The sequence below is a fragment of the Methylophaga thalassica MP genome, assembly GCF_000214595.1.
GTDB lineage: Bacteria > Pseudomonadota > Gammaproteobacteria > Nitrosococcales > Methylophagaceae > Methylophaga > Methylophaga thalassica.
Genome location: NZ_AFIG01000001.1, coordinates 580,215 through 595,666, shown reverse-complemented (window position 1 = coordinate 595,666; position 15,452 = coordinate 580,215). Strand labels below are relative to the sequence as shown.

Annotated in this window: 14 protein-coding genes; 6 read left to right on the top strand and 8 right to left on the bottom strand. The window is 45.5% G+C overall.

The features are described from left to right. The first annotated feature begins 28 nt into the window (after nt 1-28). Both MAMP_RS02805 and ppnN read left to right on the top strand, forming a co-directional pair. Complete coding sequence (locus MAMP_RS02805; protein ID WP_007144464.1) at nt 29-2,707, top strand: bifunctional acetate--CoA ligase family protein/GNAT family N-acetyltransferase; 2,679 nt, start codon at nt 29-31, stop codon at nt 2,705-2,707. Nucleotides 2,708-2,796: 89 nt separating this feature from the next. After that, nucleotides 2,797-4,155, top strand: coding sequence for a nucleotide 5'-monophosphate nucleosidase PpnN (ppnN, locus tag MAMP_RS02800; RefSeq protein WP_007144463.1), 1,359 nt, complete (start codon nt 2,797-2,799; stop codon nt 4,153-4,155). Between the two features lie 165 nt (nt 4,156-4,320). Here ppnN and MAMP_RS02795 read toward each other — a convergent pair whose 3' ends face one another. Next, nucleotides 4,321-5,865, bottom strand: a complete 1,545-nt coding sequence (locus MAMP_RS02795; protein ID WP_237701189.1) for an AmpG family muropeptide MFS transporter — start codon at nt 5,863-5,865, stop codon at nt 4,321-4,323. A 164-nt stretch (nt 5,866-6,029) separates the two neighbouring features. Here MAMP_RS02795 and dinB point away from each other — a divergent pair, with 164 nt between their 5' ends. Continuing rightward, nucleotides 6,030-7,118, top strand: a complete 1,089-nt coding sequence (dinB, locus tag MAMP_RS02790; RefSeq protein ID WP_007144461.1) for a DNA polymerase IV — start codon at nt 6,030-6,032, stop codon at nt 7,116-7,118. 99 nt (nt 7,119-7,217) lie between these two features. On the opposite strand, the gene MAMP_RS02785 is transcribed toward dinB, so the two are convergent. Continuing rightward, nucleotides 7,218-7,565, bottom strand: a complete 348-nt coding sequence (locus MAMP_RS02785; protein ID WP_007144460.1) for a cupin domain-containing protein — start codon at nt 7,563-7,565, stop codon at nt 7,218-7,220. A 178-nt stretch (nt 7,566-7,743) separates the two neighbouring features. On the opposite strand from MAMP_RS02785, the gene recQ reads away from it, so the two are divergent. After that, a complete protein-coding gene (recQ, locus tag MAMP_RS02780) occupies nt 7,744-9,870 on the top strand; it encodes a DNA helicase RecQ (protein ID WP_007144459.1) in 2,127 nt (708 codons plus the stop codon). Nucleotides 9,871-9,883: 13 nt separating this feature from the next. On the opposite strand, the gene MAMP_RS16010 is transcribed toward recQ, so the two are convergent. Beyond that, nucleotides 9,884-10,060: a DUF6435 family protein gene (locus MAMP_RS16010; RefSeq protein ID WP_007144458.1), complete on the bottom strand. Its 177-nt coding sequence runs from the start codon at nt 10,058-10,060 to the stop codon at nt 9,884-9,886. A gap of 60 nt (nt 10,061-10,120) precedes the next feature. Beyond that, the gene (locus MAMP_RS02775) at nt 10,121-10,900 is read right to left on the bottom strand and encodes an exodeoxyribonuclease III (RefSeq protein ID WP_007144457.1); all 780 of its coding nucleotides are present in this window, start codon (nt 10,898-10,900) and stop codon (nt 10,121-10,123) included. Nucleotides 10,901-11,033: 133 nt separating this feature from the next. Between MAMP_RS02775 and rpsT the strand changes: the two genes are divergently transcribed. After that, nucleotides 11,034-11,294 (top strand): 30S ribosomal protein S20, encoded by a 261-nt coding sequence (gene rpsT, locus MAMP_RS02770; RefSeq protein ID WP_007144456.1) that lies wholly within the window; start codon nt 11,034-11,036, stop codon nt 11,292-11,294. A gap of 77 nt (nt 11,295-11,371) precedes the next feature. Here the strand turns inward: rpsT and proB are convergent, their stop codons facing one another. From proB to rplU, 4 genes are all read right to left on the bottom strand, one after another. Next, nucleotides 11,372-12,502, bottom strand: a complete 1,131-nt coding sequence (proB, locus tag MAMP_RS02765; protein WP_007144455.1) for a glutamate 5-kinase — start codon at nt 12,500-12,502, stop codon at nt 11,372-11,374. Nucleotides 12,503-12,508: 6 nt separating this feature from the next. Then, nucleotides 12,509-13,573 carry an Obg family GTPase CgtA gene (cgtA, locus tag MAMP_RS02760; RefSeq protein ID WP_007144454.1) on the bottom strand — a complete coding sequence of 355 codons (1,065 nt, stop codon included), beginning with the start codon at nt 13,571-13,573 and terminating at the stop codon, nt 12,509-12,511. 119 nt (nt 13,574-13,692) lie between these two features. Continuing rightward, nucleotides 13,693-13,950, bottom strand: coding sequence for a 50S ribosomal protein L27 (gene rpmA / locus MAMP_RS02755; protein WP_007144453.1), 258 nt, complete (start codon nt 13,948-13,950; stop codon nt 13,693-13,695). A gap of 23 nt (nt 13,951-13,973) precedes the next feature. After that, nucleotides 13,974-14,285 (bottom strand): 50S ribosomal protein L21, encoded by a 312-nt coding sequence (gene rplU, locus MAMP_RS02750; protein WP_007144452.1) that lies wholly within the window; start codon nt 14,283-14,285, stop codon nt 13,974-13,976. Nucleotides 14,286-14,453: 168 nt separating this feature from the next. Here rplU and ispB point away from each other — a divergent pair, with 168 nt between their 5' ends. Further along, entirely contained in the window at nt 14,454-15,422 is a 969-nt protein-coding gene (gene ispB, locus MAMP_RS02745; protein WP_040576147.1) for an octaprenyl diphosphate synthase, read from the top strand. Nucleotides 15,423-15,452: the final 30 nt, after the last annotated feature.

Sequence of the window (15,452 nt, the reverse complement as noted above, 5' to 3'; positions counted from 1 at the left end):
AATCGTATCAGGAAAATGGACCAGTGATATGACCACACATTTTTTAGACCGCCTGTTTTCACCCCGTTCAATCGCGGTATTTGGTGCCAGTCAGACGACGGATGCGGTGGGCAGACGCGTATTTGATAATTTGGTGGATACCGATTTTTCCGGACCAGTCTTTGCAGTAAATCCAAAATATGATCGTATCAATGATCATATTTGCTACCCGAATCTGGAAGCGATTAATGAATCTATCGATTTGGCTGTTATCGCCACACCGGCCACCACCATAGAAGCCATTATTCATCAATGTGGTCACGCAGGTGTGAAAGCGGCCATCATTATTTCAGCCGGTTTTAGTGAAGGACAGGGACAAGGACTGAAACTGGAACATGCGGTGGTGAAAGCCGCAAAGCAATACAATATTCATATTCTAGGCCCGAATTGTCTGGGTCTTATCCGGCCTAGTATTGGCCTGAATGCCACGTTCAGCAAAAACACCGCTGCGCCGGGGCAATTAGCCTTAATTTCACAATCTGGTGCTTTATGTACAGCCATTTTGGATTGGGCCGCAGCCAATGAAGTGGGCTTCTCCGCCATTATCTCTCTGGGCAATGCCGCCGATATCGACTTTGGCGATCTGCTCGATTTCCTGGCTCAGGACCACAAGACCCAAAGCATTCTGCTGTATGTCGAAGGCATACGTGATGCACGCCGTTTTATGAGCGGTTTACGTATCGCTTCTCGTATGAAACCTGTGGTCGTGATCAAGGCGGGTCGTCATCAAGCTGGATCACAAGCCGCTTTAACGCATACAGGTGCGATGATGGGGGGAGATGACGTCTTTAATGCCGCAATTCAGCGAGCAGGTGTGGTCAGAGCCGATACCATCCAGCAGCTTTTTGCTGCGGCTGAATTATTAGCCACACAATGCCGTGTTCATGGCAGACGTTTAGCGATTGTTACTAACGGTGGTGGTCTTGGCGTCATGGCCACTGATCGGGCCATTGATTTAGGTATTGAATTAGCCAGTCTGTCAGATGACACCATTGCCAGTCTGGATAAGGTATTACCAGCCCACTGGTCACGTAGTAATCCTATCGATGTGCTGGGTGATGCCGCACCAGAACGTTATAAAGCAGCGGTCAATGCCTGTTTGCAGGATGAAGGCATTGATGGCGTGTTAGTCATGTTATCGCCCCAAGCCATGACTGACCCCGATGCTTGTGCGCAGGCTGTCATAGATGCACAGCAGACCAGTTCTAAACCTGTTCTGGCTTGCTGGATGGGACAACAACTTATCGCCAGTGCAGATCGTTTGTTTGCTCGTCATCATGTGCCGTGTTTTTCTGATCCGGAATCGTCAGTGGAAGCCTTCGCCTGCCTGGCCCGTTTTTATGAAAATCAGCAGCTGCTGATGCAGGTTCCCGGCCCTTTATCATCACATAGTGAACCGGATATTGAAGGCGCCCGACTGATTATTGAAAGTGTCTTGGCTGAAAATAGACAAGCGCTAACAACTGCCGAATCCCGAGCCATGTTGCATGCCTTTGATATCCCGGTGAGCTTGAGCATTCAATGTCATAGTGCCAATGAAGCTTTAGTCGCCGCAGAAAGTTTTGGTTATCCGGTAGCGATGAAAATCAATGATCGCCATATCCAGCATAAAACGGATGTCGGCGGGGTACGCTTAAATATCAATAATGCAGCGGCGGTCAGACTGGTTTACAAAGAACTGTTGGAAGCTGTGCGTAAAAAAGTGCCAGATATAAAATCGTTCAGCGTCAGTATCGAACCGATGTATACCGATCCCTTTGGCAGAGAATGTCTGGTCGGCGCCAATCGTGATCCGGTGTTTGGCACCACCATTGTGTTTGGTGCCGGTGGTGTAAAAGTGGAAGTGCTTCAGGATACCGCTATCGCCCTGCCACCGTTAAACACCTTCCTGGCGGATAAGCTGATTAATCAAACCAAAATCGCAGCAATGCTCGGTGAATTCCGTGATATGCCTGCGGTAAACCGTGATGCCTTAATACAAGTGTTATTGCGTGTATCTGAAATGGTCTGTGAATTACCAGAAATTGAATCGCTGGATATCAATCCGCTGGTTGTCGACGAGCGTGGCGTGTTGGCATTAGATGTCAGAATTATGGTGGCAAATCATGTCAAAAAGATTAATCGTTATGATCATATGGCCATTCACCCCTACCCTACCCATTTGACCAGACAAGAACAGTTAGCCGATGGCACGGATATTATTATCCGACCAATACGACCTGAAGATGCACTGATAGAACAAGTCTTTTTCCGAAAGCTTTCTACCGAATCTCGCTACTTTCGCTTTATGCAGGAACTCAACGAATTATCGCAGGATATGTTGATACGCTTTACTCAGCTTGATTACAGTCGCGAACTGGCTCTGATGGCGGTGACCATGGAAGAAGAGGAAGAAATTGAAGTCGGTGTCGCCCGTTACAGCATGAACCCGGATGGCAGCAGCTGTGAATTTGCTTTGGTCGTCGCCGATGAGTGGCAGCATAAAGGGATTGGCACACGACTGATGAATGCGTTAATTTCCAGTGCTCGCCAGCAAGGTTTCAGCCTGATGGAAGGCGAAATCCTGACCAGTAATCAACCCATGCAGCGGCTGGTAGAGAGTTTAGGGTTTACGGTCACGGCCAGCCTGGAAGAGCCCTCAATCAGGTTAGCTTCCATGCATTTGTAGTGCCGCTGAGCAAAAATTATCTGAAAACCATTGATTGTTATTAACAAGAGTGGGAGCATCAATTAGTAACCACCAAAGAAGGCGTGTGAATGAAAAAAATCCCTTATACGACTGTTCGTCCGATTCGTAGTCTTAACCTGTTATCACAGGAAGAAATCATCAAACTCAGCTCACCCAGCGCTGAGCTGCATCAACTGTTTCGTGAATGTGCTCTGGCCATTCTGAATACTGACAGCCATGAAGATGATGCTGAAGAAATTCAGCAGCTCTATGGGGACTTTGATATCCGCCTGAAATCACAACCGCGAGGTGTGATGCTGGAAATCTTTAATGCACCCGCTCAGTCCTTTGTGGACGGCACCCTGATTCGCGGTATTCAGGAGCATTTATCTTCGGTATTGCGCGATATTGTCTACACTGACTTTAAAATTCTGGCAGAAGAAACCAATAGCTCGGCAAAAATCACCGATAAAGTGTTTCGCATTTTGCGTAATGCCAATATGGTCAGACCGAATGTGTCACCTAATCTGGTAGTGTGCTGGGGTGGTCACTCTATTCCACGTGAAGAATATGACTATGCCAAACATGTCGGATATGAGTTTGGTTTGAGAGGACTGGATATCATCACCGGCTGCGGTATTGGTGCGATGAAAGGCCCTATGAAAGGGGCTGCAGTGGGTCATGCTAAACAGCAAATCACCCATGGTCGTTATATCGGCATTAGCGAACCAGGCATCATTGCTTCAGAATCGCCCAATGCCATCGTCAATGAGCTGGTTATCATGCCCGACATCGAAAAACGCCTGGAAGCCTTTGTGCGTCTGGGTCACGTTATCGTGGTATTCCCAGGTGGTGTCGGTACCGTCGAAGAAATCTTCTATTTACTCAGTATCCTGCTGCATCCGGAAAATAAATATGGCATTCCATTAATTTTTGCTGGGCCAGAATCCTGTCGGGACTACTTCAACACGCTGGACGCCTTCCTCAAACAGTGTCTGGGTGAAGAAATTAGTGACTTATATGAAATCGTGATTGGTGAGCCAGAAACCGTTGGCTATAAAGTCAAACAGGCGATGACCGAAGTCCATGAAAATCGCAGAGAAACTGAAGAAGCCTATTACTACAACTGGCAGTTACATATCGACCCTATGCTGCAGCAGCCATTTATTCCTACTCATGAAAATATGGCCGCTTTGAATTTAGATCCATCATTGCCCAAACATCTGCTTGCCAGCCAGATCCGCTCAGCATTTTCAGGCATTGTAGCCGGCAATGTGAAAAGTTTTGGTATTAAAGAAGTGGCGAAGCATGGGCCTTATCTGTTGAAGGGTGATCCTGACATCATGCAAGCCATTGATAATCTGCTCCATATTTTTGTCAAACAGCAACGAATGAAGCTAGGCCAGGGAGAAGGGATGTATCAACCTTGTTATAAATTGGTGGGCTAACTTTTACCCGATAATGACAAATAATGTTACATAAACCACTTCAGAAGCAGGGGCACAGATAGCTGGTGATTGCACTTTTCCATGACCAGTCATCAGTGTCCTTGGCCTGAATGAATTAGCCACCCAAGCAATATGTCACTATCCTTGAGAATTATTTAAGGATAGTTATTGAGGATGGGTGAGATTAAATCGTTTACGGGCCAGTGCAATCAGTAATAACACAGGTAGCCCCATAAGTGCCGTCATCAAAAAGAAATTTTCAAACCCAATAGACTCCACCATAGAACCAGAGTAACCGCCTAGCACTTTGGGGATTAAGGTCATCAATGAGCTGAAAATGGCATACTGCACAGCAGTAAAAGAGATATTGGTTAAACTGGACAAAAAGGCAATAAAGGCGGCATTAGCCAGGCCACCAGATAAATTATCGGCGGTAATCACCACATACAGCATCGTAATATCATGACCGCTTTGCACCAGCAGCATAAACAACAAATTGGTAATGGCAGATAACACCGCCCCCAGCATCAATATTGGCATCACGCCATAACGTAACACCAGAACCCCACCATAAAAGGCGCCGAAAATGGTCATAAACACACCAAAGGTTTTCACCACGGTGGCAATTTCATTTTTGGTAAAGCCAAGGCTTTGATAAAGCGGATTAGCCACTACGCCCAGGACAATATCTGAGATTCGGTACAGACCCACCAAGGCTAATAATAACCAAGCCAAAGACCAGCCATAGCGTGTAAAGAAATCCTGAATAGGCGCGATGTAGCTGTGAGTCACACTTTGTTTATCGATAAACTTTATTTGTGTCATCAACAGCGCCACCAGCGCAGCAGCAACCCCGGCAAATACCAATCTGATTAACTCGATAAAAACAGACACCAGTTGCGCATTACTCAGAAGTAAAGCCAGTTTTTGTTTCGCCAGCGCGGTTAAGTCTGCTGTCAAAGCAAAGCTACAAATAAATGCACTCACCGCCAGCAAAAAGGTAATAAAAAATCGCACATGATGGCGACGATTGATCAAAGCTGATGCTTGTTGTTGCTTGGGTTCATCAATGATTAATGTGGTCAAAATGCCAACTAAAAATAAACTGGCCATTGCCCAATAGGTTAACTGCCAGGCCTCAAAATTATAATGCTCTATGCTGGTGCCAAAATAACTGGCCAGAAATAAGGCGCCGCCACCTGCCAACAGCATGCCAATGCGATATCCGGCGATGTAACTCGCAGACATCATCGCTTGCAGTTCAGCATTGGCTGACTCAATACGGTAAGCATCGGTCACGATATCCTGTGTGGCCGACGAAAACCCCAGACACACAGCGGCGACGCCCATCCATACCAGGGAGTTTTGAGCAGGGTCCACCATCGCCATAAAAATAATGGAGCCCATCACCATGCACTGCGCCAATAATAACCAGGCACGCCGACGTCCTAGCCAACGGGTTAATAAGGGTAAAGGCATCACGTCGACTAATGGTGCCCAAACGAATTTGAATGAGTACCCCAGCGCCGCCCAACTGAAATAAGTGATTTCACTTTTAGCGATGCCGACTTCGCCAAGCCATAGACTCAAGGTGGAAAAAATCAGTAATAACGGCAGGCCCGCCATGATGCCAAAGACAAGCATCGTCAACACCCGCGGGTGCATAAATGCTTGTAAACTCTCCTGCCATGAACGTAGTCGTGCTATCAAAATCGGTCTCAGATCGCGTTGAATCAGCTAAAGTAACATTGAAGTATATCTGGTTCCACTTTTGTTCATAGCGATACAGACGACTAGAAAATATTGCTGTTCATCATGCAGTCAACGATAATGAGAAAATTAAGAGAACACACTTCTGATATTCTTGCTACCTCATGGCTAAACAACGCAAAATAATTCACGTCGATATGGATGCTTTTTTTGCTTCTGTTGAACAACGTGATCATCCCGAATATAAAGGAAAACCGCTGATCGTCGGCGGCCAGCCTAACAGCCGGGGCGTGGTCGCGGCCTGTAGCTATGAAGCCAGAAAGTACGGCATTCACTCGGCTATGCCCTGCTCGCGCGCCTATCGTTTATGCTCACATGCCTTATTTGTGCCGCCACGCTTTGATGCTTACCGTGAAGTCTCCAATCAAATCCGTGACATTTTCTGGCGTTATGCCACTGAAGTTGAGCCGTTATCTCTTGATGAAGCGTATTTAGATGTCACCTACACCGAGGCTTTTAATGGTTCGGCCACCTTGATTGCCCAGGCCATTAAACGTGAGATTTTGCAGGAAACCCGACTCACCGCCTCGGCGGGTGTTTCCTATAATAAATTCCTCGCCAAAATTGCCTCTGATATGGACAAACCCAATGGGCTCTATGTCATCAGACCCGAACAAGGCGAAGCCTTTGTCGCCGCTCTTCCAGTGGGTAAGTTTCATGGCATTGGTCCCGCCACGGAAACCAAAATGCATAATCTCGGCATCCATACTGGCAAGGACCTACGTGAGAAATCATTAACAGAACTGACTGAGCGTTTCGGCAAAGCGGGTCAGTATTACTACAACATTGCCCGAGCTATCGACGAACGCCCGGTTCGCAGTCAACGCATTCGTAAATCACTGGGCAAAGAAACCACCTTTGCTGAAGATATTCACTCTATCCCGGAATTAACCGCCAAACTGCTTGATCTGGCTGAACGCGTTTTTGAAAGCCTGGTTAAACAAAACCTGAAAGCGCGCACCATCACCGTCAAAGTGAAATATGCTGACTTTCAACAAGTCACCCGTGCCCACAGCACCGAGCACATTATTCAACTAACAGACTTAAAACAGATCATTCCGCTATTGCTTGAAAAAACAGAAGCTGGAATCAAACCTCTGAGATTGGTGGGATTAAGTATGAGTGGGTTTGATGTGCCGGTAGTACAGACTCATCAACCACAGTTAGACTTAGCGTTAAATGATGAGTTTTAAAAATAAAACGATCCATAGTTTGGATTGAGGAAGAAACCCGAAATGAACTTAGTTATGATCATTGAGCTTCAACCTTCAACCCAAGCACTATTGATATAATTAAAGAGCTGCCTTGATACGATTTTTCAGAATTTTATAACGGCTAAACGCACATTTCACGAAGTTACCATCTTTATGTTTAAAGCGTTTTTTTAGTGCTTTTTTCACTTCCCATGTGCCTTTATAACCGTTAGGGAAGACAACTAAGTCACCCGCTTTAAATATGGTCGCAGGGCCACCATCATTTGGCGTCATCACACACTCCCCTTCTACAATGTATGCCACTTCAGTGGTCACAAATGACCAGGGAAATACGGATACTTCTTTTTCCCATGTTGGCCAATGTTCAACCCCCATTTTCTTTAATTGTGCTTCGCTGGGATTACTGTCCACGGTAATGTCTTTCATTTGAATTCCTAAAATTTAAGTTTTGCCCAAACAATAAACATTTGGGATGAGATGGGGATTTCGCCTTATCTATTTTGCCTGTCTTTCAGTGATAAACCGAATTTACCGTTCATCTCTGATGTTAGAGTCAGGGCATATTTGCCATAATGCCCCTTTGCTTTAACCACTGAATTTATTTATGCAGACTCAAGGACAACCCGCACTGGACGTGCTACAGAACATTTTTGGTTACAATGGCTTTCGACATAATCAACACGATATCGTTGAGCATGTTATCCAGGGTGGTGATGCCCTGGTATTGATGCCAACTGGCGGCGGTAAATCACTTTGTTATCAGATTCCGGCACTGATACGACCAGGCACCGGCATTGTGGTTTCACCGTTGATTGCTTTAATGCAGGATCAGGTGGTGGCATTAAACGAGTTGGGTGTGAAAGCGGCCTTTCTTAACTCAAGTTTGTCAGCCTCAGAAGCCTATAGCGTTGAGCAACAACTTGAAGACGGGTTGATTGATGTATTGTATATCGCCCCAGAGCGTTTACTGAATGAGCGCACCATATCGCTATTGAGTCGTGTAACCATTTCCTTATTTGCAATAGATGAAGCGCATTGTGTATCGCAGTGGGGCCATGACTTTCGACCAGAGTATCAACGGCTTCGACAACTACATGAACGCTTTCCTAATGTGCCTCGTATTGCTCTGACAGCCACGGCCGATAAACGCACACGTCAGGAAATCATTGAACAACTCAATCTACAGCAAGCCAATGTTTATCTGAATAGTTTTGACCGACACAATATTTTTTATGCGATTACCGAGGCAAGCCATGCCAAACAACAGCTGTGGCAGTTTATCGAGGAACACCACGCCAATGATGCCGGCATTGTTTATTGTCTGTCGCGAAAGAAAGTCGAGGCCATTGCTGAATGGCTTCAGGAACAAGGTCGGGTTGCGTTGCCCTATCATGCAGGCTTATCCAACGAGGTAAGAGCAAAACACCAACAACGGTTTTTACGTGAAGAAGCGGTGATTATTGTCGCTACCATCGCCTTTGGCATGGGCATTGATAAACCGGATGTGCGTTTTGTCGCTCACCTGAACTTACCGAAAAATATTGAGGCCTATTATCAGGAAACCGGCCGTGCTGGCCGTGATGGTTTACCGGCTAATGCCTGGATGGCTTATGGCCTGCAGGATGTCATTACGCTGAGGCAGTTTATGCAGGACTCCAATGCGCCGGATATGATCAAACGGGTTGAACAACATAAATTGGATGCCATGCTCGGTTTATGTGAACTCATCACCTGTCGGCGTCAGGCCATCTTGGCCTATTTTGATGAGGAAGCACCTGAAAAATGTGGGCAATGTGATAATTGCCAAACACCTCCTGAAAGCTTTGATGCGACAGAAATGGCGCAAAAGGCCTTGTCTTGTGTTTATCGTACCGAACAACGATTCGGGGTGAATTATTTAATCGATGTGTTACTTGGTAGTGACGATGAACGTATTAAACAAAACCAGCATGACAAGTTAAGTACCTACGGCATCGGCTCTGAACTGAACGCCACTCAATGGCGCGGTATTTTCCGTCAGTTAATCGCCACGGGTTATCTCGATATTGATATTCAGCGTTATGGCGCATTACGGCTGACAGAAAAATGTCGACCAGTCCTCCGCGGCGAGCAAACATTATATTTAAGAAAACAGTCGCCTAAAAAATCAACAGCTAAAACCGGCAAAAAACAAACAGCTGTTCGCCCTCAAGATCAACGACTTTGGGAAGCATTGCGTCAATTACGCTCGGATATTGCCAAACAACATGGGGTGCCGCCTTACGTTATTTTCCATGATGCGACATTGTTAGAGATGTGTCGTTACCGACCTGCAGATATGGCGGCTATGCAACGTATTTCCGGCGTGGGCGAACAAAAACTCAACCATTACGGCCATGCGTTTTTAGAGGTCATTCAACAACATCCTTTGTCTGAGTTACTGAATAACGGCTTGAGTGACACGATTAATGACACGTTGTTATTACTGGAAAAAGGACATGAGATAGACAGCATTGCGAAACAGCGAGATTTAAAACTCAGTACAGTTTATAGCCATCTGGCTGAAGGCATTAATGCCGGGTTACTGGATGTAAAAGACGTACTGGACCTGGAAGATGCTGAGCTGAACACGATCATGCTGACGATTGATTCATTAGGAGATGAATCTCAGAGCCTGAAAGCGATTTATCAGGCCCTGGATGAAGCTTATGATTATGGTGTGATTCGTTGCGTTCTGGCATCCATGTATTAATGACAACGTGCTTTCAGGCTTTGTCTGACTGCACTTGCTGTAATTGTTTCAATATCGCCTCTGCCTCCTGAGTCAGTGAAGCAAACAGCCGTATATCGCCATTACGTTGTGCATGTAATGCCTGTTCACGCTTTTGTTTTAATTGCTTTTTTAACTTTTTCTCAGGATCAGACTTAAATAATGACCACATACATAACTCTCTGTTAGGTTAAATAAGTCAGAGAGTTATGGCGTGATAAAGTTCATTTGTTTATTTTGGTAACGCGTAGTCATAGTCAATAATTAACGGTGCATGATCCGAAAAAGACTCATCGCGATAGATTTCTGTGGCTTTGACTTTACCTTTCATGCCCGGCGTTAAGATATGGTAATCAATACGCCATCCCACATTATTGGCTCTGGCCTGGCCTCGGTTTGACCACCAGGTGTATTGATGTTCTTCCTGCGGTAACTCTCGAAACGCATCAATAAAACCCATTTCATCAAACAGTTTATCCAACCAGGCGCGCTCTTCAGGTAAGAAACCAGAGTTTTTCAGATTGCCTTTCCAGTTACGAATGTCTTCATTTTTATGCGCAATATTCCAATCACCACAAATCAATACATCGCGACCCGAGTCTTTCATGTCCTGCATTTTATTTTCAAAAAAATCCATGCAGCGATATTTGGCAATTTGTCGCTCTTCTTTTGATGAACCTGAAGGCATATACAGCGAAATCACGCTCAAATTACCAAAACGGGCTTCGATATAACGACCTTCCGCATCAAACTCCTCATTACCCATACCCACAATCACTTCATCGGGCTCTGCTTTACAATACAGCGCCACACCGCTGTAACCCTTTTTCTCTGCATCATGGTAATAACAGTGATATCCTTGTGGCCTGAAAATATCATCTTCAAGTTGATGCACTTGAGCTTTGGTTTCCTGAATACAGACAACATCTGCATTTTGCTTGGGTAGCCAGTCAAAAAAACCTTTACGGGCGGCGGCTCGAATACCGTTCACATTGGCTGTGATTATGCGCATGGGTCATCCTATTGAAAAATAATCACATAATACCATTTACAAATCAGATTAAAATCCGGATAATGTCGGGCTCATCTGTAAATACAGATAGCTAGGTTTAGCTACAGATAAATGAATTTTTAGGAGAAGCACTTTGGCAAATTCGGCACAAGCAAGAAAACGCGCGCGTCAAGCAGAAGTACACCGTCAGCGTAACGCCAGCCAACGTTCAGCGATGCGTACAACGATTAAAGCACTGAGAAAAGCAATCGCAGCTGGTGATAAAGAACGAGCTGTTGCTGCTTTCAAAGTTGCAGCGCCTGCATTAGATCGTATGGCGGGAAAAGGCATTATTCACAAGAATACTGCTGCTCGTGGTAAAAGCCGTTTGAACAACGCTGTTCGCGCAATGTAATTTAAAGTTTCGACTTTATAAAAAAACCGACTTAATGTCGGTTTTTTTATGCCTGCGATTTTTATTATTCTCTTGAATTAGCTGGTTAACACCAGATTATCGCGGTGAATAAGTTCAGGTTCACCGACATAACCCAGGATAGATTCAATTTCACTGCTGGGTTTGCCTTTAATCAGATGCGCCTCATCAGCATTATAATTCGCTAACCCTCTGGCGATTTCTTTACCATTTACATCACGACAAATCACCAATTCACCACGTGTAAACTTGCCTTCAACATGGGTCACTCCAACAGGCAATAAACTGCGCCCTTGTTCTCTCAACACAGCCACAGCACCATCATCCAACACTAATTGCCCTTTGGCGATTAAATGACCCACCAGCCACTGCTGTCTGGCAGTAATCGGCTTATTGTCTGGCCAAAGTAATGTACCCACGGCATGCCCTGCTGCCAAGTAACGAAGATTGTCGGGATGTTTACCAGATAAAATAACCGTATAGGCACCTGAACGGGCCGCACGGCGTGCTGCCAATAATTTGGTGGTCATACCACCACGGCCCAGTTCACCTTTGCTATCACCCGCCATTTGATCAAGCGCTGCGTTACTGGCAGCTGAGGCAGCAATCATGCGGGCATCAGGATTGGTTCTGGGATCGGAGTCAAACAAGCCGTCCTGATCCGTCAAGATAACTAACACATCGGCCTCAACCAGGTTGGCAGTCATGGCTGCTAGTGTGTCGTTATCGCCAAAACGAATTTCTTCGGTAGCAATGGTATCGTTCTCATTAACCACGGGCAGAATATCTAATTCCAGCAACGTTTGCAGTGCACTACGTGCATTAAGATGACGGCCACGGTCTGATAAATCAGAGTGAGTTAATAAGATTTGAGCGGTGTGAATGCCATGCTTACCGCATTCTGTGGCATAGGCGTTGACCAACTCCATCTGACCAACACTGGCAGCCGCTTGCAGACGATGAATTTCGTGTGGACGTCTTTTCCAACCCAGTTTCTGCATACCCGCAGCAACTGATCCAGACGTGACTAATACTACTTCTTTTCCCTGACGTCTTAGTTCGGCTATTTCAGCACTTAACCAACGTATGCGATCCGTATCAAGACCTTCACCAATACGAGTTAATAAAGCACTGCCAATTTTGATAACCCAGCGCTTGGTATTCAATAATTGCTGATGTGGTTCTGTCACTGAGGTTTATTCCTGAGCATCATCCTGTGAATTATCTGTGGTTTCGTCTTTTTCACTGGCACGAACACTTTCCAGATAATTCATGACTTCATTGACCAGCGCATCGCAACCTTCGCCAGTCTGACCACTAATGTAAAACACTTTGCCTTTCCATTGCAGTCGATCCAGCACTTCTTGACAGAGATCGTCGCGAATATCTTCGGGTACCAGATCCATTTTATTCAAAACTAACCACTGATCCTGACTGCCTAAAGCTTCACTATAGTTTTCCAGTTCACGGTTGATGATCTGCACACTTTCTACCGGGTCCTGTTTCACATCAACCGGCGCCATATCAACAAGATGTAACAGTAAGCGCGTACGGGTCAGATGTTTCAGAAACTGGATACCTAGACCGGCGCCGTCTGCCGCACCTTCAACCAAACCGGGAATGTCGGCAATCACAAAACTGCGCACATCTTTTAAAGTCACGACACCCAAGTTTGGATAAAGCGTGGTGAATGGATAATTTGCCACTTTGGGTTGCGCAGCTGACACCTGGCTGATAAATGTTGATTTACCAGCGTTTGGTAAACCCAACAGTCCCACATCTGCTAATAGTTTCATTTCAAGCCGTAAAGTGCGTTCTTCACCGGGAGTACCATCGCTGGTTTGACGAGGTGCACGGTTAATGCTCGATTTATAACGCGCATTACCCAAACCATGCCAGCCGCCTTTTGCGACTAATAACTTATCGCCATCTTTGGTCAGGTCACCAATGAGTTCATCGGTATCATCATCCCAGGCTTCTGTGCCAATAGGGACTTTGATAATCAGATCTTCACCACGCGCACCACTGCACAAACGACCACGACCATGCTCACCACGCTCGGCTTTAAAATTACGCTGATAACGAAAGTCGATCAGTGTATTGACCTGGGAATCGGCCAACAAATAGACATCGCCACCATCGCCACCATCACCGCCATCGGGGCCACCAAAAGGAATGAATTTTTCACGGCGAAAACTCAAACAGCCATTACCACCGGCTCCGGCACTGATTTTAATTTTCGCTTCATCCACAAATTTCATTGTCGCTTCCCGACCTTAATCTCATGTTCTTTCTGACTATAAACCTATATGCCAGAAACAAAAAACCCCGCATCAGCGGGGCTTTGTGCTGTTTGCCCCATACGGGCTAACAAATATTCTTAGTCAGCAACAACACTGACGAAAGTACGGTTTTGAGGACCTTTGGTCTCAAATAATACTTTACCTTCAGCTGTCGCAAATAAAGTATGGTCTTTACCGATACCTACGTTACGACCTGCATGGTAACGTGTACCACGCTGACGAACTAAAATGTTACCACCAGACACTAATTCACCACCGTAGCGTTTTACACCAAGGCGTTTAGACTCTGAATCACGTCCGTTACGAGTACTACCACCAGCTTTCTTGTGAGCCATTTCTTAAACCTCTTTTCCGATTCTTAGGCTGAGATGCCTGTGATTTCGATTTCAGTATATGCTTGACGATGACCCATCTGTTTTTGATGGTGCTTACGACGTTTGAATTTGACGATTTTTACTTTATCGCCACGGCCGTTAGCTGCCACTTTCGCAGTCACTTTAGCACCGTCAAGGTAAGGTGCACCAACTTTGATGTCTTCACCTTCGCCAACTAACAGAACTTTATCAAGCTCAACCGTATCACCGGCTTCAGCAGTCAATTTTTCAATGCGGAGCTTTTCGCCCTCTTTAACTCGGTATTGTTTACCGCCAGTCGCGACAATAGCGTACATCGCTGTCTCCAAAGTATAATAGTGTTAATGCGGGTTACCCCACAAAAGACCGGCAATTGTATCTCCTTTCTTCAAGGAGATCAAATTCATATTGAAATATTTGCGCAGTATTCTCGCTCATGAGAAAGTACGCGTTTAAATCACACATTATAGGCAGATTACGGTTCCGTGGATATCCAATCCATCTATTCTCTAATTCAAGATGACATGAAAGCTGTAGACGAGTTGATCCAACAACGCTTACAGTCTGATGTTGCCCTCATTAATCAACTTGGCTTTTATATTATCAACAGTGGTGGTAAGCGGCTTCGCCCGGCGATAGCTATTCTGGCTGCACGTGCATGTGGCTATGAGGGGAGTCAACATATCAACCTCGCTACCATTATTGAGTTCATTCACACCGCAACGTTATTACATGATGATGTGGTAGATAACTCTGATATGCGCCGGGGTCAGGAAACAGCTAATACACTCTGGGGCAATGAAGCAAGTGTACTGGTGGGAGATTTCCTCTACACCCGCTCTTTTGAAATGATGGTAGAAATTGAGTCTATGCGCTTAATGCAAATTCTCTCTCATACCACGAATGTCATTGCGGAAGGCGAGGTACTGCAGTTATTGAACTGTCATGATGCCGATACCACCGAAGCGCGTTACCTTGAAGTGATTCATCATAAAACCGCCAAGCTGTTTGAAGCTGCTGGCCAGTTAGGTGCCGTCATCTCAGGCTCTGATAACGCTACTGAAATGGCTATGGCTAACTACGCTATGCATTTGGGTAGTGCTTTTCAGCTGGTCGATGACTTACTTGATTACAGTCAATCCAGCGAGACTATTGGTAAAAATATTGGTGATGACCTTGCTGAAGGCAAACCTACATTACCTCTGATCTATGCGATGCAACATGGTAATGCTGAACAATCAGCCATTATTCGTGAAGCCATCGAACAAGGCCAGCGAGACAGGATTACTGACATTATTGAGATCATTCAGAACACAGGCGCGATAGATTACACAGCCAGAGCCGCTGAAAAGGAAGTGATGCAAGCGAAACAAGCTCTGGATATACTTGCTGGAAGCCCGTATAAACAAGCTTTATTATCGTTAGCCGACTTTGCTATTCAGCGAAATTATTAATGTAATGGTCCGACTCACACCTTAAGGTCA

Bases quoted from the DNA above. Each gene is read 5' to 3' on its own strand.
- MAMP_RS02805 (WP_007144464.1), top strand. From the start codon at position 29: ATGACCACACATTTTTTAGACCGCCTGTTTTCACCCCGTTCAATCGCG.
- ppnN (WP_007144463.1), top strand. From the start codon at position 2,797: ATGAAAAAAATCCCTTATACGACTGTTCGTCCGATTCGTAGTCTTAAC.
- dinB (WP_007144461.1), top strand. From the start codon at position 6,030: ATGGCTAAACAACGCAAAATAATTCACGTCGATATGGATGCTTTTTTT.
- MAMP_RS02785 (WP_007144460.1), bottom strand. From the start codon at position 7,565: ATGAAAGACATTACCGTGGACAGTAATCCCAGCGAAGCACAATTAAAG.
- recQ (WP_007144459.1), top strand. From the start codon at position 7,744: ATGCAGACTCAAGGACAACCCGCACTGGACGTGCTACAGAACATTTTT.
- MAMP_RS16010 (WP_007144458.1), bottom strand. From the start codon at position 10,060: ATGTGGTCATTATTTAAGTCTGATCCTGAGAAAAAGTTAAAAAAGCAA.
- MAMP_RS02775 (WP_007144457.1), bottom strand. From the start codon at position 10,900: ATGCGCATAATCACAGCCAATGTGAACGGTATTCGAGCCGCCGCCCGT.
- cgtA (WP_007144454.1), bottom strand. From the start codon at position 13,573: ATGAAATTTGTGGATGAAGCGAAAATTAAAATCAGTGCCGGAGCCGGT.
- rpmA (WP_007144453.1), bottom strand. From the start codon at position 13,950: ATGGCTCACAAGAAAGCTGGTGGTAGTACTCGTAACGGACGTGATTCA.
- rplU (WP_007144452.1), bottom strand. From the start codon at position 14,285: ATGTACGCTATTGTCGCGACTGGCGGTAAACAATACCGAGTTAAAGAG.